A 24,116-nucleotide genomic window follows, 5' to 3' on the forward strand; every position below is an offset into this window, starting at 1 on the left:
GGCGTCGGCCCGGCCCCGGCCTCCTGGGAGCCCCGGGTCCGGAGGACGGCTCCCCGGCCCCTGCGGGCGGCCTCCCCGGTGCCTTCGGTGGGCCCGTCCTCAGCCGCAGCAGCCGCCTCCGCAGCAGCCGCCGCCCCCGCCCTGCGGCGCGGGCGCGGCACCGCCCGAGGCCCGGCCGCCGACGGCGACGGTCGAGAGCAGCTTGACGGTGTCCGCGTGCCCCGCCGGACAGTTCGCGGGAGCGCCCGACTCGGCCATCGGACGGTTCAGTTCGAAGGTGTCGCCGCAGGCACGGCAGCGGTACTCGTATCGAGGCATGAGCACAGGGTACGGGCGCGGGCGCGGCCCGGCGAGAGTGCCCGGAGGCCGTGCCCGTACCGCCTCAGCTCCCGCCGCGCTCCTCGCGGATCAGCTCCACGACCCGCGCGGCCGTCTCGCGCACCGCCTCCGTCTCGCGCAGGAACTGCCAGTAGTCCGGGTGGCGGCCCTCCAGGGCCGCCACCGCCCGGTCCAGGCGCGCCACCGCGTCGTCGAGCGGGCGGGCGTGGCGCGGGTCCGGGGTGTGGCGGCCCGTCATCGCGAGCCGCTGCGCGTCCCGTACCGCGAAGCGCGTCCGCTCGATCTCGCGCTGCGGGTCCTTCGCCACCTCGTTGAGCTGCCGCAGCCGGTCCCCGGCGGCCGAGACCGCCTCGTCGGTCTCGTCGAGCAGCGCCCGCACGGTCGCGAGCAGCGCGGTCGCGTCGGCCCAGCGCTGTGCCTCGCGGGCCTGCCGCGCCTCCGCGAGCTTCGCGCCCGCCTGCGCCACGTGCTTGGCCGCCTCCTCCGGCACGTGCTGGAGGTCCTGCCAGCACGGCGCGGTGAACCGGCGCCGCAACTCACTGAGCACCGGCTCGACCTGCGCGCTCCGCGTCGTCAGCGCCTCCGCCCTCGTCCGCAGCGAGACGAGCCGCCGGTCGATCTCCCCGGCCCGCTCCGGCAGCCGCTCCGCCTCGGCGCGCAGCGCCTCCGCCTCCCGGCGGACCCGGTCCGCGCGCTGGATCGTCTCCGCCACGCCGTGCCGCGCGGCGCCCTCGTTGAGCCGGGTCAGCTCGGGGGCGAGCGCCGCGAGCCGCGCGGCCAAGTCGTCGGCGCGCAGCCCCTGGGCCCGTACGGTGTCGAGCGCGGTCGTCGTGGCGAGCAGCGACTGCTTGGCGCGCTCCACGGCGGGGGCGAGCCGCGCGAGCTGCGTCTCGGCCTTGCCGAGCAGCGGCCCGAGGCTCTCCGCGAACCGGTCGAGCTCCGCCTTGACGCGCGTCAGTTCGTCCTTCGCGCCGTCCAGCGCGCGCCGCGCCTGCGAGGCCGCCGCGCCGTCCAGCTCGTCGCGGTCGAGGTCCACGGCGTCGACGGCGGCGATGTACGTCCCGCTCGCCTCGTCGATCTTCCGGCCGAGCGCGGCGAAATCGGAGACCGCGCGCTGCCCGGCGGGGGTGTCGTCGACGGCCGAGATCGTCTCGATTGAGATGCGTAGATCGCGCTGCGCGGTGTCCAGCTCGTAGAAGGCGCTCGCGGCGGCGTCCTTCGCGGCCTGCGCCTCCGCGCGTCTGCTCTCGCCCCGCCCGCCACCGCCGAACCAGCGCCGCGAACCGGCCCCGCCCCCGGTGAGGGCGCCGGGCAGCGCGAGGAGGAGGGGGAGGGGGAGCAGGGCCAGCGCCACGACATCGCGCAGCGGGGACCGCGCCGGGCGGGCCGGGGAACGGGAGGGGCGGGCCGCGGGCCCTTCAGGAGCGGCACCCGGTCCGGGCCGCCGTGCCGCCCGCCCGGTGCACGACCGCCGAGGTGTCGCCGTCACAATCCCTCTCCCGTGCCGCGTCTCGCTTGCTCGTTTCATTCTCCCATCCAGGAGGACGAACGCGCGGGCCCAAAAGTTCGCGGAAGCGGGTGCCGGTTGTGACGGGTGGTGCGGCGGGGCCGTCAGCCCGCCGCGCGGATCGTGACGGAGCCGTCGACGCTGCGCGCCCGCACCTTGTGCGCGCCGTCCTCCGCACGGTCCACGGAGACGTGCGTACTCCCGTCCCTGACCTCGGTCCGCACGGCGTACCGGACCGAGCCCGGCACCTCCACGGTCGTCGAGCCGTCCTTGGAGTCCGTGTCGACGAGCGCGGGCGCGGTACGGGCCACGAGGTGGAGCGAGCCGTCCGTGCTCCGCATCCGCACGGTGCGCGAGCCGATCCCGCGCGCGTCGACGCTGCCGTCCGCAGTGCGCACGTCGAGCGGCCCCGAGACGTCCCGCACCGTGAGCGAGCCGTCGTCCACCCGCGCCGCGACCGCCGTCCGGAACCCCGAGACGCTGACCCCGCCGTCCTTGCCCCGCACCGTGAGCGCGAGCGCGCGCGGCACCTTCACCTCGTACCGCGCGTCGCAGTCGGCGACGACCCCCGCGCACGAGGTCCGCAACCGCAGCCGGTCGCCGTCGAGCCCCCATGTGGACGTCGGCCCCTTGCCCAGCACGACGTGGCCCGCGATCCGCCGCGTGACCTCGACCTTCTCGACGTCGGCCGCGACGACCCGGAGCCGCGCGCCGTCCACGTCGACCGTCAGCCGCTTCCCCTCGAAGGCCCAGGCCCGGTGCTCCGCCTTCGCCTCCGAGGCGTCCGCGCACCCGCCGAGCACCGCCACGAGCCCCGTCCCGAGCACCACCGCCACCACCGCACGCACCCGCCGCATGTTTCCCCCGTCCCCGCTCGCCGTCGTCACCCCCCGACGGTACGAGTCCGTGGGTCCTCCCCACGATGACGCGACCCCCCGCCCTCAGCCGGGGGTTTTCCCCACCGCACCCTGTCCCGGCCCCCGCTCGGGGCAAGGTAGGCTGTCGGCTCGACCCGGGCGCGTAGCTCAGGGGTAGAGCGTCGCCCTTACAAGGCGAATGTCGGCGGTTCGAAACCGTCCGCGCCCACCGGGAAGAGCTGGGGCGCCCCGCACGACCTGCCTGTTCAGGCGGGGGAGCGGGGCGCCCTTTCTCGCATATCCGCGCGGTCACTACATCCGCGCTACGTGCGCCCTACGTCCTCGATACGGGCGGCTGTCTCCTCAATCCCTCCTATGAGAACCCGGGTCGGACGCGAGGATCAGCCACCTCGCCGACCTCGCCGCCGCTCTCGACTGCGAGGTGCGCGACCTGCTGCCGTGAGCCCCCGGCCGACCGTGCGCTCCGGCCGGGGGCTGCGGCGTCCCGCCCCTGACGGGGGGCGTGGGGCGGGGAGTCGGAGGTCCTGCTACAGGGCGGGCTGACCGCTATCCGGGCAGGTGCTGCGGTCGCCCGGGGGCTGGTGGATGGTGGTGGGCTCGCCGGTCTGGGAGCCGACACTCTGCCCGCAGGCGGGGCAGTTGCCGTACCAGCGGCCGGGGTCGAAGTCGCGTCGTCGGGCACGTACAGGCATAGCGTCCTCCTGGAAGAGGTCGATGGATTCCTGTGGTGGTGCGTTTCCTCGTCGCGCGGCCGGGCCCTGGCCGGGCGGCGAAGCCTCAGAGGGCGCGGACGAAGGTCTTGGCGCCGTTGTGGTAGTCGATGGTGAGGCCGTAGTTCCCGGACCGTTCGCCCTCGCGGGTGGACCAGCGGGTGACCGCGGCGATCTGGGGGTTCTCGGCGGCGAGGAGGATTCCGGCGAGCCACTCCTCGGCGCCCGCGTCCCCGGCCGGCGCGGGGCCGGAGGCCGGGGTGCCCTCGACGGGCGCGGTCGGGGCGTCGAACTTCTCGCCCGGGGCGAGCTGCCCGATGAACTGCCAGCGCTCGTCCTTGCCACGGGTGATCGCGAGGCCGTAGGGGTGCGTCTTGTCCCCGGCATCGGCGAGGGTCTGCACGCGGGTGACGCCGGGCGCGTTCTTCGCGAGGTCGAGGGCGTAGTCCTGGAGCTGCTCGGGGCGCATGATCTCTTCCTCTTCTCGGGGCGGGGCGTCGGCAACCCTACCCAGGCACGGCATGTGCGGGGACGCTCGGGAGGCGGCGCGGCAGGCACGCGCGGCGCGGCGGGCAGCCCGCGTGCACCGAGGCGTCGGGCCGGGCCCCGGAGACGGCCTCTCGGGGTATCGCCCCGACCGCCTGGGCTGGCTCGAAGGGGAGGCCGCAGACTCACATGTGCTGGTGTGCGCGCGACGCCACCTCCTCGCCGCGCCCGAGGCGCCGGGCGGATCGCCAGGCCCGGTACAACGTGGCCGCTGCGGGGCATTCGTCGTCGCCGCCCCGGCAGCGCGCAGCACTCGGTCGCGTGGTCATTGACGGCGGCGAACGCGGACCTCTCCTTCTCGGACATGCTCCTCGCTTCTTCCTGGAGATCAGGCGGTACGTCTCGCGGCAGCGGCGGCAGGCGTAGAGGACGCCGCCGGGGTCGGTGGCGGGTTCGGGCGCCGGCTGGACGAGGACGATGTCGTCCCGCGAGGTCGCGGTGCCACGCGCACCAGGCGATGGTGCGGGCGCGCCTGGCGGTCATCGGTCCTCCCCGCCATAGCAGCAACGGGGGCAACCGCGCGGGAACCAGGCGGGCCCGTTGCGGGTGGCCCGGCGGGCGCCGAGGTCGACGTCGTCGATGCCGGGCCGGAGTGCCGTCTCGCACCACACGCACGCGGCGCCGCGCAGTTGCTCGGCCGTGAGCGTCTCGACGGCGGGGAGGAGGTCCTCGTTCGCGTGGGTACTCACCGGGCCGTCACCCCGGCCGGGCCGAACGCGGCGTCGAGCTGGGCCGCGGGTGTGAGTCGCCCGCTCCCGTCCGGGGGTTCGAGCCACAACCGCCCCTCGCTTCCGATGCCTTCGTGCGGGCAGTCGAGTACCCAGCCGCGTGGGTGGACGGTGAGCTGTTTGCGGTGGGAGAGGTTGTCCGCCTCGTCGGCCGGCACGAGTCACCAGGCCAGCGGTTCGCGGACGGAGGCGAGGACAGGGCCCAGCGCCCCCGAGGCGCGAAGGGCGCACATGGCATCGATCGACGGGTAGAGCGGCGCCTCGACGACCCGCCACGCGCCGGACGAGGGAACGGGCACGAGCCGGTCGTCGTGCGCCCATGTGCGGAGTGCCTGCTGCGGGTTCGCCATGGTGCGTGTGAGCCAGCGGCGCCCGATCTCACCTCGGATGACTGCCATGCCACGGACCGTAGGCGGCCGGGTTGTGCGCTCGCGCGGCGATTGCGTCGCATTGCGGACCGGGCGCGGGGGTTGTGCGGATTGCTGCTACGCGAGCCCCAAGGAGGCCCTGGCGCGCGCGATCAGGCGGTGTGCGTGAGGGCCTGACACGGCCGACTCGGCAGCCCAGGACCACGCCTTTTCGTAGAGCGCGATGCTGGCTTCGTCGGTCAGCCACAGCTCGGCTGCCATTGTCTCCACGATGACGAGGCGCTGATCGTAAATCCAGAAGCCGTGGGACGGAGTGCGCCGCAACCGTGCCGTCATGGGGACGATGCGGAGGTCCACAGTGTCCAGGCCGATAAGGGACACGAGCCGATCAAGCTGAGCGGCCATGACTTCGGGAGGGCAGGGCAAGGCGTGCAACGCCGCCTCCCACACCAGGAACTCGAAGCGCTTGCCTGGCTCGTAGAGGGCCTGTTGGCGTTGTACGCGGCTACGGACCGCCTCCTCCGTGTCCCGGGGGGTCCGGCGGAACTCTGCGCTGGCGGTGAAGAGGCAGCGCGCGTAGTCGGCGGTCTGCAGCAGCCCGGGGACGCGGACCATTTCGAGCGCCCTGAGCCGTCTGGTCTGCCGCGTCTCAGCCGTCCCCAGCTCTTGTCGGCTCCGATGCCCCGCTGCCACTTGCCGCTGCCACGATCGGACCTGCGAGGCCATGCCAGCGAGGAGCCCCACCAGTTCGGCGGTCGCTTCAGGCCGGCCGACCGCCTGCGCCCACGCTTCCAGGTCGGGCCGCGAGGCAGTCTGCCGCCCGTTTTCCAGCCGGGACACCTTTGACCGCTGCCATCCCAGCAGCTCCGCCACGCTCTTCCCGTCGAGTCCGGCCTCGGTGCGCAGCTCGCGGAGCCGCGCACCGAGGGCCACGCGGGCAGACTGAAAGTCATTGCTCACGCGCGGGACGGTACCTGGAGAATGAAGTCGCGGGTCGGGATCGCGTGCTTTGTCGCAAGGTCGCGGGCCCAGCACGCGGCAGCGACTTCGTTCGCGTCCTCGGAAAGCATCACGCCGAGGGTCACGTCGTCCTCGTCGAAGACGAAGCGTGCAAGCAGCCGTGAGTCGAAGAGCCAGAAGTCCTCGGCGGGAAGGCCGAGGCGCTCTGCATCGGCGCGCCAGAGGTTCCGAATGTCCTCGCCTGCTGCCACGTTACCGAGGCCGGTGGCGAGAAGGAATCGCTGTCCCTCGGTGGGTGGTGAGTCGATGAGACGCACCCGAGCGAATCTCTTGCCTGCGCTCGTGGCTGCGCGGACCGTTGCGTGCCAGGGGCGGTTCGGGTCGTATCCGAACTCGTCACCGGCAGAGAAGCGATCCCAGCTTGGGCTGGAGCGGTCGGAGGCGTAGCCCTTGCGTGTCTCCAGGCGCCACGCCTCCTCCTCGAATTCTTTGAACAGGTGAGCGGCATCCGAGAAGGGGATCAGCGACACGTCACTCCTTCGGCGCGTAGCGGGTAAGCAGTTCCCGGGGGACGACGACGAAGGTCTCGGAGTCCTTTACGTCGCGGAGTTGCTCCAAGTGCTCGGGGTCGGTGAGCCGGTCCCCCTGGACGACGATGTCGCCGGTTTCCTCGATCTCGTAGAGGGTGGGGCAGTCCCCGTCTTCGCTGGTGGTGCCGATGAACCGCAGCGTCATGTCTGCTTCCTCCATGTCGGCTGAACGTCCGCTCAGGATGCTCCGGAGCGAGCGGCGGTGGGGGGCGATTGCTGGGAATTGCGCCGATGATCGGTGGAACATCGAGACCGAGCAATGCCCGAGCAACAGAAAGCCCCCCGCGCGTGGCGGGGAGAGGGCGGGTTACTGGTGCCAGGGAGTCAGGTCCAGGTCGGCGGGCGGGGGTCCGGAGGCGGGCCGACCGGGGTGTCCGGGCCGACGCGTCCGCCCCAGCGCCACAGCTCGATCACGTAGCGCGTGAGGACGCGGCGCTGCGTGCGCTCGTCGCGCGGCTCGCGGTCCAGGCGCTCCGTGACGGCGGTGAAGTCCGACCGCCGGTTGTGTCGCGCGGGACTGGCTCCAGGGGAGCGGGCCCACAACGAGCGCGACGGCCGCAGCCGCTACGGCGCGGACCTGCGGGGGGTGCCCGAGGGCGAGCGAGGCACGAGCCCGCCCGGGAGCGCCGGACGGGGCTTGGCCCCGCGCACCGGCTCAGCTCCAGGCGCGGCCCTGCCCGGAGTGAAGCCCAAACGTCATGGCCGCCGCAGCCTGTGGTTTCCTCAGCAGTGGTCCCACCACCAGGAGATGCTCGGGTAGCGCAGGGGGCTGGTGTCGGTGGTCGACAGCGAGGGGGCCCAGCACTCGGGTGTCCTGATGACGTCTTCCAGAGCCGTGCGTGGTGCGGCTGTCGGGTTGTAGCGCGGCGCGCACAGGGTGACTTCGGTGTTGGCGACGATGAGCTGGCCGAGCCGGTCGATGAGGTACTGGAGAGGCGTCTCGGCCGTGGGCAGCAGGCGCTCGCGCAGGCGGAGGAAGAGAAGCATCAGGCGGTCGCGCGTCTCGATCGCCGCGGTGACGGCCTGGTCGAAGGAGAGCCGGCGGGTCGTTTGCAGGATGCCCAGGAAGTTCGGGGACGTCTGGCCTTCTGCTTTCTCCTTGTGGTAGGAGACGACGTCGTTCTCCACGGCGACAAGCAGAATGGCGCACCCGATCAGGGCCTGGACCGCCGGTGCGTTCCAGTCCTCGTCCTGGAGGGGGGCGGGGCCGCACATCTCGATCTCCGTCGCGAGCACGTACCCGCCGATGTCGTGGATGCGCAGGGCGAGGTATTCGTCTTCGTCGGGTTCGTCCAGGTGGATCTTGTGCACGCCGCTGGTGAGCACGGCCCTCATGCCGCCGCTCAGACGGGCCACCTGGGTCGGTGTGCACGCGGCGCGCAATTGCTCCATCACGTCATGTACTGCCGCGATGAAGGGACTTGCAGTCTCCGGTACCCGGTATCCGGGGGATTCCAACACGCGGGTGATCTGCCCCACGAGGCGGACGACGTCGCCGACCCGACTGCGGGCCTCCGGGTGATCGAGCACAGCGTCGTCGATGACGAGCGCCCACTCGGCCAGGCAGCCGATGGCGCGGATCACCGCCTTGTCGGTCTGTGAGGTGGAGTACCTTCCGAGGCACCAGGTCACGACGGTGCCGGGGACGTGGTGGGGTCCGGGGCTCAGTTCGGGAAACCCGTACGACTCTTTCCACGCCTGGACCTCGGCCATGACCTCCGTGGGGACGTGGGAGGGCGCCGACATCGGCAGAGGGTAGTGGAAGCGCGGCGTGCCTCCCCGCGGGGCCGGAATCACCGTCTGATCCGCTTCCGATGTGCTGCTCATGCTGCTCCTTCGTCGGTGGTCGATGGGGAGTCCTGAGGGCGAGGGACGGAGGGCGTTCCCGCGCGGTCGGCGGAGCGCGCGCCGCCCGACCGGACACCGGTCACGGGGCGCTGGGCGAGGAGTTCCGGCCGGCGGCTGCTGCCCGCTGGGCTTCGGGGGACGCGGCGTCGCGCGGGTCCGCCGTCGAAGGCCGGTGGTGACGGCTGGACCGGGGCAGGGCGTTGCGGGTGCGGTGGTGGAAAGCCAGGAGACCCAGGAACGTGGCGACGGCGCACCACAGCAGTTGCAGGGCGAGGTACGCCGGTGTGGAGGTGGTGGAGAAGGCGGCCGCGGTGGCGGACTGGACGGAGCCGTAGGTGGGCAGCAGGTGTGTCAGCGGGTTGTCGGCGCCGGAGCTGACGACGGGGTTCTGCAGGGCGACGTCGATGACGCTCGTCATCACCAGGGCGAACATGCCCTCGACCTCGCGGCGCAGCAGGGAGCCGAAGACCACGCCGAGGGCGCCGTACGTCAGCGCGGCGCAGAACAGGGCGGCGGCCAGCAGGAGGGGTTGTCTCGGTGTCCAGGCGAGGCACATGGCTTCGGTGGCGTAGGCGGCGAGGAGTGCGGAGGCCAGGACCAAGGAGGCCGCCTTGGCCAGGACGAGATGGGCGCGGGGGTAGCCGGCCATGGCCAGGCGCCGGTCGAATTGTCCGCCGGTGAAGGTGGCGGCGAACATCATGAACCCGGTGACCAGGGTGACGGCGTTGAGGGCCCCGGTGATCTGCGTCAGCTCGTTTCCGGCCGGCGCCAGCCGCTCTCCGGTGGACACCAGGCGGAACGGGGCCGCTTTGCCAGGGATGGTGAGGTAGACCAGGCTGACCCAGGTGGGAATGAAGAAGACGACCAGCAGCATGGCGAACCGGTTGCGGGCGTGCTCGATCAGGTCGTACCGGGTGGCCGTGGTGAACAGCTTCAGGCGTCTCCTCATGCCGCTGCCGCCGTCTCCAGGCGCAGTGTGCCCGCCTCCAGGCGCCACAGCTCGTCGAGCCGTTCGGTGTCGTAGGCCAGGTGGGAGACGACCAGGACGGAGCGACCGGCGTCGCGCAACTGGGCGGCCAGTTCCCAGAACCGCCGGTAGGTGTCCCAGTCGAACCCCTGGTACGGCTCGTCCAGCAGCAGGACCTGGGGATCGTGCATGAGCGCGAGCGTGAGGTTCAGCTTCTGCCGGGTCCCGCCGCTGAGCATCCCGGCCCGCACATCGGCGTACTGGGAGAACCGCAGGGCCTCCATGACCCTCTCGGCATGACACAGATCGTCAAGCGCGAAGGCCGTCTGGAAGAACTCCAGGTGCTGTCGGACGGTCAGGGCGTCGTTGAGGACCACATCCTGCGGGCAGTAGCCGAAACGTCCCCGGTGACACACCGCCCCACGATCCGCACGCAGTTCACCGGCGAGGATCTTCAGCAAGGTCGTCTTGCCCGCGCCGTTCTCGCCGACGATCCCGGCCAGCACACCAGGCCCGAGGTCCAAGTCGACACCCCGCAGGACCACCCGCCGACGGTAGGCGTGATGCACCCCCCTCACCTCCACCGCGCCGCCTCCCACCCATCCAGTGCTCCTGCCGCCATGTCATCGGGAAAACCGAGGCCAGGGGCACGGCCAAGCCCATAACCGCATCGTCAAACCGCTCGAAACGGTGAAACAGACACACCGGGTAACTCGATCCGTCGCGTGAGCGCCACTGTGTGGAGACCAGTTCTGCCACGAGGACCGGAAGGGGAGGGGCGGTTGAGGGCTGCGCTTCCGGCCAGGCGGCCAGGCGGCCAGGGGACCGGGCGAGCAACCGAAAGAGACGCCTCCCCGCCCTATTCGGGGCCGCTGAGGGGCTTTTCGCGGGCGGGGGGCGATGGCCAGGTACGGGGCGAGCGACTCGATTGCCTGTGGCCGGCGGGGCCTTGCCGAGCCTGAGGACCCGGCCGGGCCGGCAAGGGCCCCACCTGGACGGTGGTTCGGCGGGTGGGTCTTTCCCGCGTCGTCGCGGGTAGGCGCGGGGGTATGAGGCGGTTCTTGCGGTGGGTGTTGGCGGCGGTGGTGGTCGGAGGGGTCGTGGCCGTGGTGATGTCCGCGGTGACGGGGAAGTGGGGGTGGGACTTCGGGCTCCGGTGGGCCGTGGTCTCCCTCGTGTACGGGGGTGTGGCGCCCTTCGTGGGACGGCCCCGGCGACGGGTCGCGCGCTAGCCGACCTCCCCCCGGCGTGCCACCGGCCCGGCGGCGGAGGAAGGCTGCTCGGGGCGGGCGGGGCCGCCCCGTACTGTGACCCCCGCAGGCCCCCGCACCGCGCGGCCTACGCCCGCAGCTCCTTCAGCAGGTCCGGGTTGACGCGCGCCAGGATCGTCGCGATGTCCTTGGCCGGGACGGCTGCCCACAGGACGGAGCGGGCGGCGCGGTACTTGGCGGTCAGCCGTTCCGCCTGCGGCGGGGGGAGGTGAGCGGTCCGGTCGGCACGGCTGTTGTGGGCGTTGTCCGCGATCTTCACGAGGGCGGCGAGCGGGTCGGCCGCGATACGGCGGATCTTCTCCTCGTAGGCGAGGCCGGGGACGTTGGTCACGGCCTCGACGAGGGCGACGACCCGGTCGGGGACCCCCGCCGCGCGCAGCCGCTCGGCCGTCCGCTCGGTGTCCTCGATGATGTCGTGCAGCAGTCCGGCCCTCTGGAGGTCGGGGCCGAAGGGGGCGAGCCCGGCGGCCACGGCGCGGACGTGGGCGAGGTACGGCACGCCGATCTTGTCCACCTGCCCGGCATGGGCGAGGGCGGCGAGGGCATCGGCCTCGGCGACGGTCGTCATGGCGCCATTCTCGCCCGAAGGGGCGGGGGAGCGGGAGCTGTTGATCCCGGGAGGGGGTCGACGCGCTCCTCGTGTTCCGGGCCGCGCGGCTCCTCGGCTCCGTCGGCCGGGAGCGGCGGGCTCAGCGGCGCAGCTCGGTGAGGGCGAGGGCCATGAGTTCCGGGTCGAGGAGGCTCGCGTCGGCCAGCCGGGTGGGGGCCGCGTGGGCGTTGAAGAGCGTCTTGGTGAGGCGCAGCGCGGTGGGGGAACGGCGCAGCAGCGGCTTGGCCCAGGCGAGGACGGCGGCGTCCAGAGCGTTCTCCGGCACGACCCGCTGGAGGATCGACAGGCGCAGCGCCTCCTCGGCCTCGATCACACGGGCCGTCAGGACGAACTCGCGGACGCGGGCCGCGCCGGCCTCGTTGATGAGGCGGGGCAGGAGGCCGCCCCAGGCGACCGGCAGGCCGAGGGCCAGTTCGGGCAGGCGGAAGCTGGCGGTCTCGGCGCCGACACGCAGGTCGCAGGCGAGCGCGAGGGCGAATCCGGCGCCGATCGCGCGTCCCTGGACGCGGGCGATGGTCACGGCGGGTCCCGTGCTCAGCGCCTCGCACACACGGCGGGCCCGGGCGCCGGAGAGGCGTACGGCGCCCCCGGCCGGGTCGTCGGCCATGTGCGCGGAAAGTTCGTGGCGGTCGCCGCCGAGACAGAAATCGGGCCCGGCGCTGGTGAGGACGACGACCTTCGTCGCGCTGTCCTGGGCGTCGAGCACTTCGTGCAACTCGTCGAGCAGGGTGTCCGTGACGGCGTTGCCCTGCTCCTGCTCGCGCAGCTCCACGACGAGCAGGCCGCCCTCGCGGCGGGTGCGGAGGGTTTTGCGGTCGCTGTCCAGGGGGAGGTGGGAGAGCGGGGAAGGCGGTACGGGCGTGGCCGGTGGTGCTCCGGCGGGCTCCGGTCGGTCGGTCATATCTGGACGTCCAGGGAGACGAGTCGGCGGAAGACGAGGCGGGTGTCGTCGAAAACGGGCGGTGTGACCGCGCGCAAAGTGGGGAAACGTTGCAGCACTTGGTGGAGGAGCTCTTGGGCCTCCAGCCGGGCCAGACCGGCTCCCAGGCAGTAGTGCAGGCCGCCCCCGAAAGAGAGGTGACCGCCCCGGCGCAGCGGGTCGAAGGTGTCCGGGTCGGGGTTGCGGCGCGGATCGTGCGCGGCGGCCCCGTACATCACGTGGACCGTGGTGTCGCGCGGTACCGGGACCCCGGCGAGAACGAGATCCTCCGAAGCGACGCGGGAGTTGATCGCGATGGGCGGGTCGTAGCGCAGCGTCTCCTCGACCATGGACGGGATGTGCTCCGGGTGCGCGCCCAGCCAGGCGGCGCGGCCCGGGTCGGCGGTGGCGAGGTGGACCGTGTTGCCGAGGAGGACGGCGCTGGTCTCCAGCGAGGCGATGGTGACGAACATGGTGAGGTCGTAGATGACCTGGTCGGCGGCGGCCCGGTCGCCCTCGGACAAGGCGTCGAAGTGCGCGATCCACTGCGTGAGGGCGTCGTCGCCGGGCTGGGCGCGGCGCTCGCGGATGAGCCGGGTGAAGAACTCCCGCATCTCCAGGGTGGCCTGTTCGGAGACGGCGAGCTGCGTCCTGGTGGGCAGCAACTCCTGCGCGTAGACCTGGCGGTGGGTGAAATCGAGGAGGTGGGCATGGTCGGCGCGATCGATGCCGATCCACTCGCCGACCGAGCGGGCGGGCAACTGCTCGCCCACGATCCGCATGAAGTCGGCGTGCCCCTCGACCCTCATCTCGGCCTCCAGTTCGTCGAGGAGCGAGGAGACGAGCGTGGCGATCACGGGGCGCAGGGCTTCGACCGAGGCACGGTCGAAGGGGGTGCCGACGGCGCGGCGCTGGCAGGTGTGCGCCGGGGCGTTGAGCCGGGGGAGGGTGCGGGTCATCTCCCGGGTCGCGAGGTCGGCCCAGCGTTCCGGGTTGCTCTGGCGTTCCTGCCAGGCGAAATCGGTGGTCTGCCATTTCCTGCCGCGCAGGACCTCGTTGCAGGCGTCGAAGCCGACCACGAAATAGCCGCCCCAGGGTGCGGGGATGATGTCGCCGAGTTCGTGGAGGGCGGCCCAGACGGGGCGCGGGTTCGCTGTCCCCTCGGGGCTGCGAAGTCGCCGCAGCAGGGGGATGATGGCACGGCGGCTGACAGTGGGAGTGCCGGGGTGATGGCTCACGGCGTTCACGCATAGCTCCTTCGGCCAAGGCTGCCGTTACCGGCGAAAGTTACCCTTCCCGTCTGCATGTCATGCGCCACAGGGTGTTTCCTCTGTCACATGCGGTGGTTCTGGCCTCGAAAACACCGTGCGCGGTGCCTCTTTTTCTCTGCTTCTGTCGTGATTCGCTCCGGGTGCGACAGAGGTGCGGAGGGCCCTGTACGGGCCCTCCGCACCTCGAAACGCGCACTTCGAAGTCGGCCTGAATTATCACCAGGTGATGATCAGTCACGCACGCCGGGGTCCCGGTGGACCCGAGGGGAGGTCAGGCGCGGAAGACGTCGAGGAACGCCGACCAGAAGCCCTTCTTGCGGGCTGGTTCGGCCGCACCCGCCGTGCCGCCCGCGCCCCGCGCGCCGCCGGAGGGGGGCTGCCGCTCCTCGCCGGGTGCCGGCTGGGGGCGGTGGGAGGCCATGCGGGTGGCCGGAGAAGGGCTGAAATTCACCGGCAGGGAGACCAGGGCACGGTGGAAGGGGCCGGGACGCCAGCGCAGTTCGTGCTCGGGCACGGCGAGCGCGAGGTCGGGCAGCGCGTTGAGCAGCCGCTCGATGGCGGCGCTCGCGATGACCTGGGCGGGGTCCTTGGCGGGGCAGGCGTGCGGGCCCGCGCCCCAGGCGAGGTGCGCTCCCTTGCTCTGGTTGCCGCGCGCCTCGGCGAGCCGGGGGTCGCCGTTGGCGCCCGCGAAGGAGATGAGGACGGGGGTGTTCGCCTCGGCGATGTGCCCGCCGAAGTCCACGTCCTGCACGGGGTAGTGGGCCGCGTAGTTGGCGATCGGGGAGGCGTTCCACAGCACGTGGTCCATCGCCTCCTCGATCTGCGGCCCGGAGTCGTGGTCGCCCGAGGAGGAGAGCATGAGCAGCAGCGTGTTGCCGATGAGGTTGCGCTCCGGCTCGACACCGGCGCCCATCATCATGACGAGCTGGTCGTTCAGCTCGGCGTCGGTGAGCCCGGCCGGGTGCTGGATGAGCCAGGACGTGATGTCGTCACCGGGCTGGCGCCGCTTGAGCGCGATCAGCTCCATGAGGCACGCCGTCAGTTCCTCGTTGGCGCGCAGCGGGTCGCGGCCGTCGAAGATGGCCGACATCGACGAGGTGAGGGTGTCGCCGATACCGGCGGGGCAGCCGAAGAGCTTGTTGAAGAGCAGCAGCGGCAGCAGCTTGGCGTAGTCGGCGAGCAGATCCGCCCGGCCCCGCTCGCTGAACTGGTCCAGGAGGTGGTCCGCGATGGGCTCCACATCGCGGCGTATCCGGCTCATGTTGAGCTTGGCGAGGCTGTCGGTGACCGCCTTGCGCAGGCGCAGGTGCGTGGAGCCGTCACTGAACATCGTGTTGGGCCGGTAGCCCAGCATCGGCAGCAGCGGGTTGTCGGCGGCGACGCGCCCCTCGACGAGATCCCGCCAGCGGCGCGAGTCGCGCACGAACAGTTCCGTGTTGCGCAGCACCTGGAGAGCCGTGCCGTGGTCGACGACGAGTGTGCCCTCGATCCCGGGGGCCAGCTCGACGGCCCCGGCGGCGCCTTCGGCGCGCAGCTTGTCGTACACCCGGTGGGGGTCGGCGGCGAAGGCCGCGTCGTGCAGGGGGCATCCGCCGCCGGTCGGGGCGGACGCGCGATGAGCGTTCATCGGACTTCCTTCATGAACCGGGAGGGGGCTCCCGGGGAGCGAGGGGAAGCGGCCGGGGGAGGGCCGCGTGGACGAGGGAGCGGAAGGGGGTGGCGGTGCGCCTGCCGGAAGGAGAGCCGCCGCCGGGCCCGTGGGCGCCGGGTCCGTACGCGCGAAGGCCGCGTCCCCCGCCGTACGGGACGGTGCGGCCCGTACGGCGGGGAACGCGGTCAGGCCGCGTGTTCGAGCAGGTGGCGGACGAGTGCGATGAGCGCCTGCGCCGAGGAGCGCTGATCGCGCGCGTCGCAGACGACCACCGGGGTGTCCGGGAGCAGGTCGAGCGCCTCGCGTACCTCCTCCGTGCTGTAGGAGTGGCCGGCGTCGAAGGCGTTGACGGCGACCGCGTACTCCAGGCCGTAGCTCTCCAGCAGGTCGATGACCGGGAAGGTCTGCTCCAGGCGCGAGGGGTCGACGAGCAGCAGCGCGCCGAGGGCGCCGCGCGCCATGTCCTCCCACAGCTGCATGAAGCGCTGCTGGCCCGGCGTCCCGAAGAGGTAGAGGACGAGGTCCTCGCTCAGGGTGAGCCGCCCGAAGTCGAGCGCGACGGTCGTCGTGCTCTTGTCACCCGTGCCGCGCAGGTCGTCCACGTCGACCGAGGCGCGGGTCATGCGCTCCTCGGTACGCAGCGGAGTGATCTCCGAGAGCGAACCGATGAGGGTCGTCTTCCCTACGGCGAAGTGCCCGACCACCAGGATCTTCGCGGCGTTGGTCACCGCGCTGGGAACGTAGATGGAGCGCGGCGCGACCTCAGCCGATGAGGGATTGGAGTCCATTGAGAACCTTCTCCAGAGTCGCTCTGTCAACGTGCTGGGCCCGGGGCGGTTCGGCTCGGCGCATGAGGTGCCCTTGTCGCGCGAGGTCGGTGAGGAGCAACCGCACGACGCCGACGGGGAGCCCGAGGTGGCCCGACACCTCGGCGACGGAGAGGTAGCCCCCGCCGCACAGGTCCCAGATCGCGCGGGTCTCGGGACTGGCACCGAGCGGCAGGGTCCGGTCGGGCGCCAGCGTCACCAGGGTGTGCAGCGCCAGGTCCTCGGGGGAGGGCAGTTCCCTGCCGCCGGTGATGACGTACGAGCGGACGAAGTCGCTCGTGACGGAAGCCTCCTCGTCGGGGGCCGTCATACGCCGACACCGTTGTCCGTGCGCGGGGCGATGCTCATCGCCTTCGCGAGCGCCGTCACTGTCTTCTGCATCCGGAAGGACACGGCCTCCATGTCGACGTCGACCGCGGCCGACACGGCGAGGTAGGCGCCCGAGCCCGCGGCGATGAGGAAGATCCAGCCGCCGTCGTACTCCAGCAGCGTCTGCTTCCAGAAGCCGTTGCCCGCGCCGACGAAGGGCGCGACGGCGCGACTGAGCGACTGCATGGAACTCATCGCGGCCGCGTTGGTCTCCGCGTCGTCGCGGGATATCTCGTCGGAGCGCTGGAGCAGCAGCCCGTCACCCGAGACAAGGATCGCGTGGCGTGCGCCGCGCACTTCCAGCACGTCGTTCAGCACCCATGACAGGTCGGTGTTCACGGCTGATCTGGTCCTTCCAAGGAGGTCGTGCTCCGCCCGAGCTGGGTGCCCCGTGCGAAGGCACCGAGGCGGGAAGCGGTCACTTCGCTGGACTGTCCCGGTGCCATCGCCTCACCCGCGGCGGGCTCGGGGACGACCGAGATGGCGCGCTGGCGGCGGCTGCGCTTGGGGAGCCCGCCGGAGGTGCGGCCCACGATGTGCGAGGGGCCGACCGGTACGGGGGCGAGGCGCTGGGGGGCCTCCTCGCCCTGCGCGGGGTCCTGCCGGACGGGCTCGGCGGGGGCCGCCGACTGGGCGCTGAGGAGCTCTTCCGGTACGCGGATCACGGCACGCACGCCTCCGTAGGGGGATACCGAACCGACCGAGACCGCGAAGCCGTAGCGGGTCGCGAGCATCCCGCACACCGCGAAGCCGAAGCGGGGCGGGTCGCCGAGCTTGGTGATGTCGACGGTTTCCTGGGCCGAGAGCAGCGACGCCGCCCGGTCCTTCGTCTCCTGGTCCATGCCGAGGCCCGCGTCGTCGACGATGAAGCAGATGCCGGTGGGCACGGTCTGGATGTTCACCTCGACCGGGGTGCCCGGGGCGCTGTACGCCGTCGCGTTGTCGAGCAGCTCGGCGAGCACGACGGCGAGCGGTTCGACCGCCTTGCTCACGACCTGGGCGCTGACCTGGGCGTGCACGCTGACCCGGCCGAAGCCCTTGATGCGGCCCTGGGCGCTGCGTGCGACGTCGTAGACGTTCGCGGGGGCCTGGCGGCGGCCGAGCCAGCCGCCGCACAGCACCGAGATGCCCTTGGCACGGCGCCCGATCTGGCTGCCCGTGTGGTCCACCGACATGAGGTCGGCGAGCATCTCGGAGTCGTCGCCGTACTTCTGGAGCAGCCCGTCGAGCAGGAGCTGCTGCTCCTCGGCGAGGGACTGGAGCGTCCCCATCGCCGATTTCAGCACGGCCTTGGTCGAGGACTCGGCGTCCGCGCGGACATCCGCGAGTTCGCCGTGGTGCCGGTCGGCCAGTGAGGCGGCTCTCGCCTCCAGGTGCGCGAGGTCACCCCTGGCCCGGCCGAGTCCCGCCTCCAACTCGGCCTTCGCCTTCCTGAGTGAGAGGTTGGTCCTTCGCGCCCGCAGCACGGCGAACACCGCGACCACGAGCACTACCAGCGAGAACCACAGCAGCGGATCTCGGAAAAATGAAGTCATGAGACTCTCTTCAACTCGCACCGCGCGAGGACGGGGACGGGTCCTCCGGGGCACCGCGCGGGGTCGTGCGTCGTGGCGGGTGGCGCGGAGCCGCCTGGCGTATCCGTCCCGCGCCCTTGGGCGATGGGGCCTTTGAGACTGTCCCCCGCACGCGCATGACGCGTCATCAGCCTACTGAAAGTCCAATGATCGTATCAGTCGGTACTTGTGGCATCGGACGGTTGGCCGCATCAGGATGCGATTCTCACCTCATCTGCACCAGTCCGGGGTGTCCGGCGGTAACAGGGCTGGCGAGGTGGGGAGTTGAGAGGGTGCGGGTCAAGGGTGGGGGTGTGGAGGTTGGGGAGGTATGGGGGAGGTCGCGAGGAGGTCCGGTCTCCCGGTGAGGGGGCGTGAGGAGGCGGTCCCCGGGGTGGCAGGGCCGTGAGGGGGCAGCCCTCCTGTGGGGCCGAGTCGCGAGGGGTCAGCCCTCCGGTGGGGCCGGGGGCTGGGCGGCGGGACCCTCCGGCGCGGCGGGTCGTGGCGCCGGTGGCGGTGCCACGTGCTTGAGGCGGCTGCGGGCCTCGACGCGGCGCTCCTCGGCGACCTCGGCCCAGTAGGGGTGAGAGGTCACGAAGACGGTCAGCTCGAACTCGCGGGCGCGCAGCTTGCTGACGAGCGCCTGGTCCTCGGCGCCCCAGCCCGGGGAGGCGGGCCGCTCCACGCGGCGCCACCCGTTGTCGTCGCTGAAGCCGTCGTGCGGTGCCACGGACCAGGGCAGCCGCTTCAGCAGCTCGCGCAGCTCCGCCCGCACCTGGTGCAGTTCCTCCTGGCCGGCGCGGAGGTCGTCGGGGAAGTCTCGGGTCTCTGCCACGCTCCGAATGGTACGCCTGTTCGATTTTCTGAAGCGAACGCGGCGGGTGGTGCGGGCGGGGATTCATTCGAACGTGTGAACAGGTGGTGCGGGATGACGCGCGAGGCACACCGCCACGACGGTGCCGACCCGCGCCGGGAAGCGCCCGGTCCCGCGTTCGCGCCGCATGTCGCGCACCGGCACGGCAGGGTGGGGGCATGTGCCGCAACATCAGGACCCTGCGCCCGCCCGCCCAGCCCGCCTGGGCGACCGGGGAAGAGATCCACGGGGCCGCGCTCCAGTACGTCCGCAAGGTGTCCGGCTTCCGCGTCCCGGCCGCGCACAACCGCGAGGTGTTCGAACGCGCGGTGGCGGAGGTGGCCCGGGCGACGGCGGAGCTGATGGCGGGGCTGGAGGTGAGGGGCCAGGGCTGAGCGGTCCCGGTTCAGCGGGCGCGGACTCAGCCCGGGTGGACCTTCGTGTCGCCGTTCCCCGTGCGCGGCGTGAGGAGGTGGTCCGGGGCCGCCGAGGGGTCCGGCAGGTCGTGCACGGTGCGTCCGCCGCACGCCGTGGCGCGCAGCGCGTACGGCGGCGGGTCGGCGGGGAGGGTGACACGCGCGCCGAACCGTCGCGCGTCGTGCCGCTCGGACGCGGGGCGGGGCTGGCCGTACGGAGGCCGAGGCCGCCGCTGACGGTCCCGGCCTCCACGCGTCGCGAGCCCGTGACCCGCACCGCACCGTTGCGGGTCACGAGCCGCTGGGGCCCGCGGGCGTCGCCCGTGTCCCGCACGACGACGTCCCCCTTGCCCGTGCTGCGCGGCGGGGGGCCCCGTACGTCCGGGAGCTCCACCCCGGCGTTCCGGCGCTCCCACCGTCACGGCGGTCGCGCACGGACCCCCGGACCCAGGCGCCGCCTACGGCCAGGCCGCCCGGGCTTGCTCCCGGCTCGGCGGTCGCAAGCGGTGATACGCGGCATCCGTGGTCAAAGCCGGAGGAGTGCCGACGGAGCGGAACGTCGTCCGGCCGCGCGGGCGCCCAGCCGGACGTCGGCTTCCTGGGTCACCACCGCGTGCCGTCGGGACGGAATGCGGCCAGGTGGCGGATGATCTCCGCCTCGTCACCGCCGGGAACGCGTGCGGCGAGATATCCGTCGGGGCGGATCAGGAAGAGCTCGTTGGGGGTCGCCTGGTACTGGCGCTGGAACGCGCCCGCGCTGTCGTGGATCGCCCCTTCGGCGGGCGACGCGGTGATGCGGTGCACGTGCAGGTGTGCGGGCTTCGCGCCGTCGAGTGCGAGCGGCCGCGCGTGCTCGAACGCCAGCAGGGTCCAGTGGGGTCCCCGGAGCAGGTCGAACAGGGTTCCCGCGAAGCCGTGACCCTCCAGGTCCGCGGCCTCCGGTGCGCGGTCTCCGGGCAGGACCCTCGCGTCGGCGTTCTGGGGGGAGCGCAGGGTGAGCGGGCTGTCCGGGTACCCGATGGGGAGACCGGTGGTGATGTCGTCGGCGATGCTGCCGAGTGCGGAGGAGAGTCCCGCGTCGCTGGGCCCGGTGACGGTCCGCAGGGTGGCTCGCATCTTCCGGGTGCTGTCCTCGAGGACGGCGCGGGCCACCGGGATCCGCTCCGAGCCGTAGGTGTCGAGAAGCGTGTCGTGCGCGCCGCGAAGTACGGCCGCGAGCTTCCACCCGAGGTTGTAGGCGTCTTGGATGCCGGTCGCCATGCCCTGCCCGCCCGCCGGGGAATGCACGTGGGCGGCGTCGCCGGCCACGAATATCCTGCCCCGCCGGTAGTGCTCGACCATGCGGACGTTGACCCGGTACACCGACAGCCAGGTCGCGCTCGTGAGGGTCACGGTGCCCTTGCCCGCCCGTTCGTCGAGCATCGCCTGGTAGAGCTCCAGCGAGGGGTCCTCCGGCTCCTCCTCCGGGCGGATCGGGCTCTGGAACTGCCACAGGTCCGACCCGGGCAGCGGCGTCAGGCCGATCATCCCGCGCTCGGAGGTCCAGATGTGCAGGTGGTCGCGGTCGATGCTCGTGGTCGTGACATCGCCGAGGTACCAGCGCTGCTTCTCATAGGTCTCACCCACGAGCGGCAGCCCGGCGATCTTGCGCATACTGCTTTTGCCGCCGTCCGCGGCGACGACGTAGCGGGCGCGTACGAGCTGTTCGCCACCCGGCGTGGAGACCGCGACGGTGACTCCGTCCGCGTCCTGCTCGGCGCCTGTGGCGCGGGCGCCGTACTCCACCGCGCCACCGAGGGACGCGAGCCGGTGGCGCAGCGCGGCCTCGACATCGAACTGACCGACCCACACCGGGTCGGGATACGGCGTGGAGAAGCTCTCACCGGCCCGGGCGGGCAGGCTGGGCTTGTCGACGACGGCACCGGACGGCTCGTGGAACCGGGTCGGCAGATCGATCACCCCGCGTGCGGTGACGAACGGCGCGGCGCCGAGATCGTCGAGTACCTCCAGGGCGCGCGGCTGGATCGCCTTCGCCTTCGACGCGCGGTTCGCTTCGTGCGACTGCTCGATGATCCGGCACGTGACGCCGCTCCGGGCGAGATCGACTGCCAGAGTGAGGCCCGTCGGCCCGGCGCCGATGATGAGGACGTCGGTGGTGGCCTTGCTGTGCATGGGAATGCTCCTTACGCCCGTCGAGCTAAGTAAACTACACCGTACAGTGTGATTAGCGCGTGTCCAGGAAATGAGAACCGATGACGAACGTCGACCAGCAGCCACCCGTCCGCCGCGGGCGTTCCCCGAAGAAGCGGGCGGCGATCTTGAGTGCCGCTGAGGCACTGTTCATCGCTGAGGGGTACGAAAGCGCGAGTGTGGACGCGATCGCGGAGCGGGCCGGGGTGTCGAAGCGGACCGTGTACGACCACTTCGGCGGCAAGGAGAACTTGTTCTCCGCCGTCACGGCGCAGGTGTCCTCAACCCTGTTCGAAGGGGTACGCCGTGCCGTCCAGGAGGAGCTGCCCGACGGATGTGACCCCGGCCCGTCCTTGCTGGCGTTCGCGCGGCGCGTCTCGACCGTGACGTTCGGGTCCTCGCATTACGTGCTGTACAGGAAGCTCCTCGCGGCGGCAGGACCTCTCCAATGGCGTTTGACCGAGGAGCTGGACGACCCCGCCGAGCTGCTCGAGGAGCGCATCACCGCCTTCGGCGCCACCGGTGCCCTGCGCGTGCCGAACCCGCGCCGCGCGACCGGCCATTTCGTCGCGCTCACGCTCCTTCTCGCCCTGGAGGCTCTCGACAGGCAGCAGGATGCCGATGCCATCGACGAACTCCTCATCGACGGCGTCGAAGCATTCCTGCGCGCTTACGTGCCCTCTCCGGAGGGGGGACGGTCGTACACCGGAGCGTCCCGCTGACCGGGTCCTCCACGCATGGGCTCGACAACCGGGCCGTGGTGCGCCCGCGGGCGGCAACGGCCGGGGAGCGCGTCCGCGTCGCGTGCACAGGGCGCGGCAGTCATCGGCCCCCGCGCGCCCGGCGACGCGGTGCCGACGCCGCCGACCCGCGTCACTTCGCTCGTCACGGTGGGCGGCGCGGCCCTTGCCATGTTCCTCACGGACTTGTTCGCACAGGTGACCGTGCACGCCGGGGCCCCTCGGACGCGGGCTCAAGCCTTGCGGCGTCGCGCCCTTCGGTCGCGGCTCGTCCGGTCAGCTCTGCGGCGCGTTCCGGCCCGCGTGCGGGACGGGGGCGGAGGGGGCCGGGCGGCGCATGAGGAAGGCCGCCCCCGTGCCGGCGCCGAAGAGGGCCGCCACCGAGATCGCCGTACCGAACCAGTTGGCGCCGAGCCACTGGCCGCCGAAGTAGCCGAGGGCCACGCTGTAGGCGGCCCAGGCGACGCCCGCGACCGCCGACCACGGCAGGAAGTCGCGGGTACGGCGGTGCGCGGCGCCCGCGACGAGGGAGACGACCGAGCGGCCGGCGGGGGCGAAGCGGGCGAGGACGACAAGAGCCCCGCCGCCGCGCGCGAGTGCCCAGCCGAGCCGCTGTTGCGCGGTGCTGAGTTTGCGCGAGCGCGCGATGGCCCGGTCCAGGCGCGCACCACCGCGCAACGCGAGCCGGAAGGCCAGCAGGTCCCCGAGCACGGAGGCCACCGCCGCGCAGGCGGCGAGCAGGACGACGTGCGGGATCTGGCTCACGTGCGGGGTCGCCGAAGCCGTCGCGGCGGCCGCCGTCGCCGCCGTCACGACGAGGACACCGCTGGGCAGCACGGGGAGGAAGACGTCGAGCGCGACCGAGAGCGCGATGACCGCGTACATCCACGGGCTGCCGGTCAGCGGCCCCAGGCTCTCGAACACCGAAAACTCCCGGTCATGGACAGCGCCACGCTGTCGCACGGGAGGCGGCAAGGGCGATCGGATCTCAGCCGTACAGCGTACGCGGACTGATCACGAGGGGCTTTGCCGGGGGTGCGCTTGTAGGGCATCTCACGTTCACCCACGTGCCCCGCCCGAGCGGCGCCCGGCCGCCCCGTCCCGTACGAGTGAAGACACCCAAGGTAATCGAACGGGGACCGAGCGCGAGGAGCAGCAGATGGTGTCAGGAAGGGTCGCCGGGGCCGTCGCCGCGGCCGTGCTGGCGGCGGCCGGGGCGAGTGGCCAGGCCGTCGCCGTACCGACAGGGCCGGGCGCCCGACCGGAGCCGCCCCGGCCGGTTGCGGACCGCGAGGTGGTGGGCGCGCCCGCGCACGGCCCGCTCCCCGCCTCCTACCTGCGCCCGGCCGCGCCCCCGGCCAGGCCCGCGCTGCGCCCGCTGCCGCGCCCCGCCGCCGACACCTCGGTGCGCCCCGTGACGCCGCGGGTACGGGCCGGGTCGGCGCCCGCCGGCACCCTCGGCACCCCGGCGGGTCCGCGCCCCGCCGCGACCTACCAACTGGTCGTCGGCTCGCGCTTCTCCGCCGTGCCGAAGGCGCTCGCGCCCGCCGCGGACCTCCCGAAGGCGCTCACCTACAAGCCCTCGCTCGTCCCCGCGGGGGCGGGCGTCCAGGTCGAGCAGCGCACCGACGGCGAGGGCACCCGCGTCACGCTGCGGGTCACCGGCCTCCCGGCCGGTCACCGCTACGCGGCGCACGTGCACACCGGCGTCTGCGGCGCCGAGCCGGCCGCCGCCGGGGGGCACTACCAGCACGAGAAGGACCCGGTGTCGCCATCGGCCGACCCGGCCTACGCGAACGCGAGCAACGAGGTCTGGCTCGACGTCACCACCGACGCCCGCGGCGACGGCACCGCGTCCGCCACCCACCCGTGGGGCTTCCGCCCCGGCGGGGCCCGGTCGGTCGTCCTCCACGAGGCGTCGGTCGCGACCGAACGGGCCGCCTGCGTCTCCGTGCCCTTCCGGGGGCGCTGAAAGCGTCCGGCGGGCGGTGCGCCGGGGTTTCGG

The 24,116-nt window shown here is 72.5% G+C and carries 26 protein-coding genes, 1 tRNA gene and 1 pseudogene; 4 read left to right on the plus strand and 24 right to left on the minus strand.

Translation table 11 applies throughout. The features are described 5' to 3' along the window. Positions 1–99 precede the first annotated feature (99 nt). The 3 genes from IF99_RS0106780 to IF99_RS0106790 form a co-directional block, all read right to left on the minus strand. A complete protein-coding gene (locus IF99_RS0106780) occupies positions 100–318 on the minus strand; it encodes an FmdB family zinc ribbon protein (protein ID WP_030995433.1) in 219 nt (72 codons plus the stop codon). Positions 319–382: 64 nt separating this feature from the next. Continuing rightward, on the minus strand, positions 383–1,828 hold the full coding sequence (locus IF99_RS0106785) for a hypothetical protein (protein WP_030995434.1): 1,446 nt from the start codon (positions 1,826–1,828) through the stop codon (positions 383–385). A 122-nt stretch (positions 1,829–1,950) separates the two neighbouring features. Next, positions 1,951–2,733 (minus strand): DUF4097 family beta strand repeat-containing protein, encoded by a 783-nt coding sequence (locus tag IF99_RS0106790; protein ID WP_234340606.1) that lies wholly within the window; start codon positions 2,731–2,733, stop codon positions 1,951–1,953. 127 nt (positions 2,734–2,860) lie between these two features. Between IF99_RS0106790 and IF99_RS0106795 the strand changes: the two genes are divergently transcribed. Beyond that, positions 2,861–2,932, plus strand: a tRNA-Val gene (locus tag IF99_RS0106795). Between the two features lie 319 nt (positions 2,933–3,251). On the opposite strand, the gene IF99_RS34265 is transcribed toward IF99_RS0106795, so the two are convergent. The 19 genes and pseudogenes from IF99_RS34265 to IF99_RS0106895 all read right to left on the minus strand — a co-directional run bounded on the left by IF99_RS34265 (position 3,252) and on the right by IF99_RS0106895 (position 18,747). Beyond that, positions 3,252–3,416: a hypothetical protein gene (locus IF99_RS34265; RefSeq protein ID WP_199806463.1), complete on the minus strand. Its 165-nt coding sequence runs from the start codon at positions 3,414–3,416 to the stop codon at positions 3,252–3,254. A gap of 85 nt (positions 3,417–3,501) precedes the next feature. Continuing rightward, the gene (locus IF99_RS0106800) at positions 3,502–3,903 is read right to left on the minus strand and encodes a hypothetical protein (protein ID WP_030995436.1); all 402 of its coding nucleotides are present in this window, start codon (positions 3,901–3,903) and stop codon (positions 3,502–3,504) included. Between the two features lie 556 nt (positions 3,904–4,459). After that, a complete protein-coding gene (locus tag IF99_RS0106805; RefSeq protein WP_030995437.1) occupies positions 4,460–4,669 on the minus strand; it encodes a hypothetical protein in 210 nt (69 codons plus the stop codon). After that, a pseudogene (locus IF99_RS35565) lies at positions 4,666–5,106 on the minus strand (hypothetical protein). The gene IF99_RS0106805 and the pseudogene IF99_RS35565 overlap by 4 nt, the downstream one beginning before the upstream one ends. Positions 5,107–5,193: 87 nt before the next feature. After that, positions 5,194–6,036 carry a helix-turn-helix domain-containing protein gene (locus IF99_RS0106815; protein ID WP_030995438.1) on the minus strand — a complete coding sequence of 281 codons (843 nt, stop codon included), beginning with the start codon at positions 6,034–6,036 and terminating at the stop codon, positions 5,194–5,196. Continuing rightward, on the minus strand, positions 6,033–6,566 hold the full coding sequence (locus IF99_RS0106820) for a DUF6879 family protein (RefSeq protein ID WP_030995439.1): 534 nt from the start codon (positions 6,564–6,566) through the stop codon (positions 6,033–6,035). The genes IF99_RS0106815 and IF99_RS0106820 overlap by 4 nt, the downstream gene beginning before the upstream one ends. 1 nt (position 6,567) lies before the next feature. Then, positions 6,568–6,771 (minus strand): hypothetical protein, encoded by a 204-nt coding sequence (locus tag IF99_RS0106825; protein ID WP_030995440.1) that lies wholly within the window; start codon positions 6,769–6,771, stop codon positions 6,568–6,570. A gap of 578 nt (positions 6,772–7,349) precedes the next feature. Further along, positions 7,350–8,372, minus strand: coding sequence for a terpene synthase family protein (locus IF99_RS0106835; protein WP_158716581.1), 1,023 nt, complete (start codon positions 8,370–8,372; stop codon positions 7,350–7,352). Between the two features lie 181 nt (positions 8,373–8,553). Next, positions 8,554–9,423: a hypothetical protein gene (locus tag IF99_RS0106840; protein ID WP_030995442.1), complete on the minus strand. Its 870-nt coding sequence runs from the start codon at positions 9,421–9,423 to the stop codon at positions 8,554–8,556. Further along, a complete protein-coding gene (locus IF99_RS0106845; protein ID WP_030995443.1) occupies positions 9,420–10,025 on the minus strand; it encodes an ATP-binding cassette domain-containing protein in 606 nt (201 codons plus the stop codon). The genes IF99_RS0106840 and IF99_RS0106845 overlap by 4 nt, the downstream gene beginning before the upstream one ends. 754 nt (positions 10,026–10,779) lie before the next feature. After that, a complete protein-coding gene (locus tag IF99_RS0106855; RefSeq protein ID WP_030995445.1) occupies positions 10,780–11,280 on the minus strand; it encodes an HD domain-containing protein in 501 nt (166 codons plus the stop codon). A 121-nt stretch (positions 11,281–11,401) separates the two neighbouring features. Next, positions 11,402–12,223: an enoyl-CoA hydratase/isomerase family protein gene (locus tag IF99_RS0106860; RefSeq protein WP_030995446.1), complete on the minus strand. Its 822-nt coding sequence runs from the start codon at positions 12,221–12,223 to the stop codon at positions 11,402–11,404. After that, positions 12,220–13,488 carry a cytochrome P450 gene (locus IF99_RS0106865; protein WP_030995447.1) on the minus strand — a complete coding sequence of 423 codons (1,269 nt, stop codon included), beginning with the start codon at positions 13,486–13,488 and terminating at the stop codon, positions 12,220–12,222. The genes IF99_RS0106860 and IF99_RS0106865 overlap by 4 nt, the downstream gene beginning before the upstream one ends. 295 nt (positions 13,489–13,783) lie before the next feature. Continuing rightward, positions 13,784–15,139: a cytochrome P450 gene (locus tag IF99_RS0106870; RefSeq protein ID WP_030995448.1), complete on the minus strand. Its 1,356-nt coding sequence runs from the start codon at positions 15,137–15,139 to the stop codon at positions 13,784–13,786. Between the two features lie 209 nt (positions 15,140–15,348). After that, positions 15,349–15,951 (minus strand): GTP-binding protein, encoded by a 603-nt coding sequence (locus tag IF99_RS0106875; RefSeq protein WP_030995449.1) that lies wholly within the window; start codon positions 15,949–15,951, stop codon positions 15,349–15,351. After that, the gene (locus IF99_RS0106880; RefSeq protein WP_030995450.1) at positions 15,926–16,300 is read right to left on the minus strand and encodes a DUF742 domain-containing protein; all 375 of its coding nucleotides are present in this window, start codon (positions 16,298–16,300) and stop codon (positions 15,926–15,928) included. Before IF99_RS0106880 ends, IF99_RS0106875 begins: the two co-directional genes overlap by 26 nt. Beyond that, the gene (locus tag IF99_RS0106885) at positions 16,297–16,698 is read right to left on the minus strand and encodes a roadblock/LC7 domain-containing protein (RefSeq protein ID WP_009064783.1); all 402 of its coding nucleotides are present in this window, start codon (positions 16,696–16,698) and stop codon (positions 16,297–16,299) included. The genes IF99_RS0106880 and IF99_RS0106885 overlap by 4 nt, the downstream gene beginning before the upstream one ends. Next, complete coding sequence (locus tag IF99_RS0106890) at positions 16,695–17,894, minus strand: ATP-binding protein (protein ID WP_030995451.1); 1,200 nt, start codon at positions 17,892–17,894, stop codon at positions 16,695–16,697. The genes IF99_RS0106885 and IF99_RS0106890 overlap by 4 nt, the downstream gene beginning before the upstream one ends. Before the next feature lie 463 nt (positions 17,895–18,357). Beyond that, a complete protein-coding gene (locus tag IF99_RS0106895) occupies positions 18,358–18,747 on the minus strand; it encodes a hypothetical protein (RefSeq protein ID WP_030995452.1) in 390 nt (129 codons plus the stop codon). Between the two features lie 197 nt (positions 18,748–18,944). Between IF99_RS0106895 and IF99_RS0106900 the strand changes: the two genes are divergently transcribed. Further along, complete coding sequence (locus IF99_RS0106900; RefSeq protein ID WP_030995453.1) at positions 18,945–19,160, plus strand: DUF2277 domain-containing protein; 216 nt, start codon at positions 18,945–18,947, stop codon at positions 19,158–19,160. 624 nt (positions 19,161–19,784) lie between these two features. Here IF99_RS0106900 and IF99_RS0106910 read toward each other — a convergent pair. Then, positions 19,785–21,353: an FAD-dependent monooxygenase gene (locus IF99_RS0106910; protein ID WP_030995454.1), complete on the minus strand. Its 1,569-nt coding sequence runs from the start codon at positions 21,351–21,353 to the stop codon at positions 19,785–19,787. 80 nt (positions 21,354–21,433) lie between these two features. Here IF99_RS0106910 and IF99_RS0106915 point away from each other — a divergent pair, with 80 nt between their 5' ends. Further along, positions 21,434–22,093: a TetR/AcrR family transcriptional regulator gene (locus IF99_RS0106915; protein WP_051703396.1), complete on the plus strand. Its 660-nt coding sequence runs from the start codon at positions 21,434–21,436 to the stop codon at positions 22,091–22,093. 294 nt (positions 22,094–22,387) lie between these two features. On the opposite strand, the gene IF99_RS0106920 is transcribed toward IF99_RS0106915, so the two are convergent. Further along, positions 22,388–23,035: a DedA family protein gene (locus IF99_RS0106920; RefSeq protein ID WP_030995456.1), complete on the minus strand. Its 648-nt coding sequence runs from the start codon at positions 23,033–23,035 to the stop codon at positions 22,388–22,390. 235 nt (positions 23,036–23,270) lie between these two features. On the opposite strand from IF99_RS0106920, the gene IF99_RS0106925 reads away from it, so the two are divergent. Next, positions 23,271–24,083, plus strand: coding sequence for a superoxide dismutase family protein (locus tag IF99_RS0106925; protein WP_078655011.1), 813 nt, complete (start codon positions 23,271–23,273; stop codon positions 24,081–24,083). The last annotated feature ends 33 nt before the right edge of the window (positions 24,084–24,116 follow it).

Source organism: Streptomyces sp. NRRL F-5630, from assembly GCF_000719475.1.
Classification (GTDB): domain Bacteria; phylum Actinomycetota; class Actinomycetes; order Streptomycetales; family Streptomycetaceae; genus Streptomyces.

Coding starts and splice junctions, on each gene's coding strand:
- IF99_RS0106780 (WP_030995433.1), bottom strand. CDS start 318: ATGCCTCGATACGAGTACCGCTGCCGTGCCTGCGGCGACACCTTCGAA.
- IF99_RS34265 (WP_199806463.1), bottom strand. CDS start 3,416: ATGCCTGTACGTGCCCGACGACGCGACTTCGACCCCGGCCGCTGGTAC.
- IF99_RS0106800 (WP_030995436.1), bottom strand. CDS start 3,903: ATGCGCCCCGAGCAGCTCCAGGACTACGCCCTCGACCTCGCGAAGAAC.
- IF99_RS0106825 (WP_030995440.1), bottom strand. CDS start 6,771: ATGACGCTGCGGTTCATCGGCACCACCAGCGAAGACGGGGACTGCCCC.
- IF99_RS0106835 (WP_158716581.1), bottom strand. CDS start 8,372: ATGTCGGCGCCCTCCCACGTCCCCACGGAGGTCATGGCCGAGGTCCAG.
- IF99_RS0106840 (WP_030995442.1), bottom strand. CDS start 9,423: ATGAGGAGACGCCTGAAGCTGTTCACCACGGCCACCCGGTACGACCTG.
- IF99_RS0106855 (WP_030995445.1), bottom strand. CDS start 11,280: ATGACGACCGTCGCCGAGGCCGATGCCCTCGCCGCCCTCGCCCATGCC.
- IF99_RS0106860 (WP_030995446.1), bottom strand. CDS start 12,223: ATGACCGACCGACCGGAGCCCGCCGGAGCACCACCGGCCACGCCCGTA.
- IF99_RS0106870 (WP_030995448.1), bottom strand. CDS start 15,139: ATGAACGCTCATCGCGCGTCCGCCCCGACCGGCGGCGGATGCCCCCTG.
- IF99_RS0106875 (WP_030995449.1), bottom strand. CDS start 15,951: ATGGACTCCAATCCCTCATCGGCTGAGGTCGCGCCGCGCTCCATCTAC.
- IF99_RS0106880 (WP_030995450.1), bottom strand. CDS start 16,300: ATGACGGCCCCCGACGAGGAGGCTTCCGTCACGAGCGACTTCGTCCGC.
- IF99_RS0106890 (WP_030995451.1), bottom strand. CDS start 17,894: ATGACTTCATTTTTCCGAGATCCGCTGCTGTGGTTCTCGCTGGTAGTG.
- IF99_RS0106900 (WP_030995453.1), top strand. CDS start 18,945: ATGTGCCGCAACATCAGGACCCTGCGCCCGCCCGCCCAGCCCGCCTGG.
- IF99_RS0106910 (WP_030995454.1), bottom strand. CDS start 21,353: ATGCACAGCAAGGCCACCACCGACGTCCTCATCATCGGCGCCGGGCCG.
- IF99_RS0106915 (WP_051703396.1), top strand. CDS start 21,434: ATGACGAACGTCGACCAGCAGCCACCCGTCCGCCGCGGGCGTTCCCCG.
- IF99_RS0106925 (WP_078655011.1), top strand. CDS start 23,271: ATGGTGTCAGGAAGGGTCGCCGGGGCCGTCGCCGCGGCCGTGCTGGCG.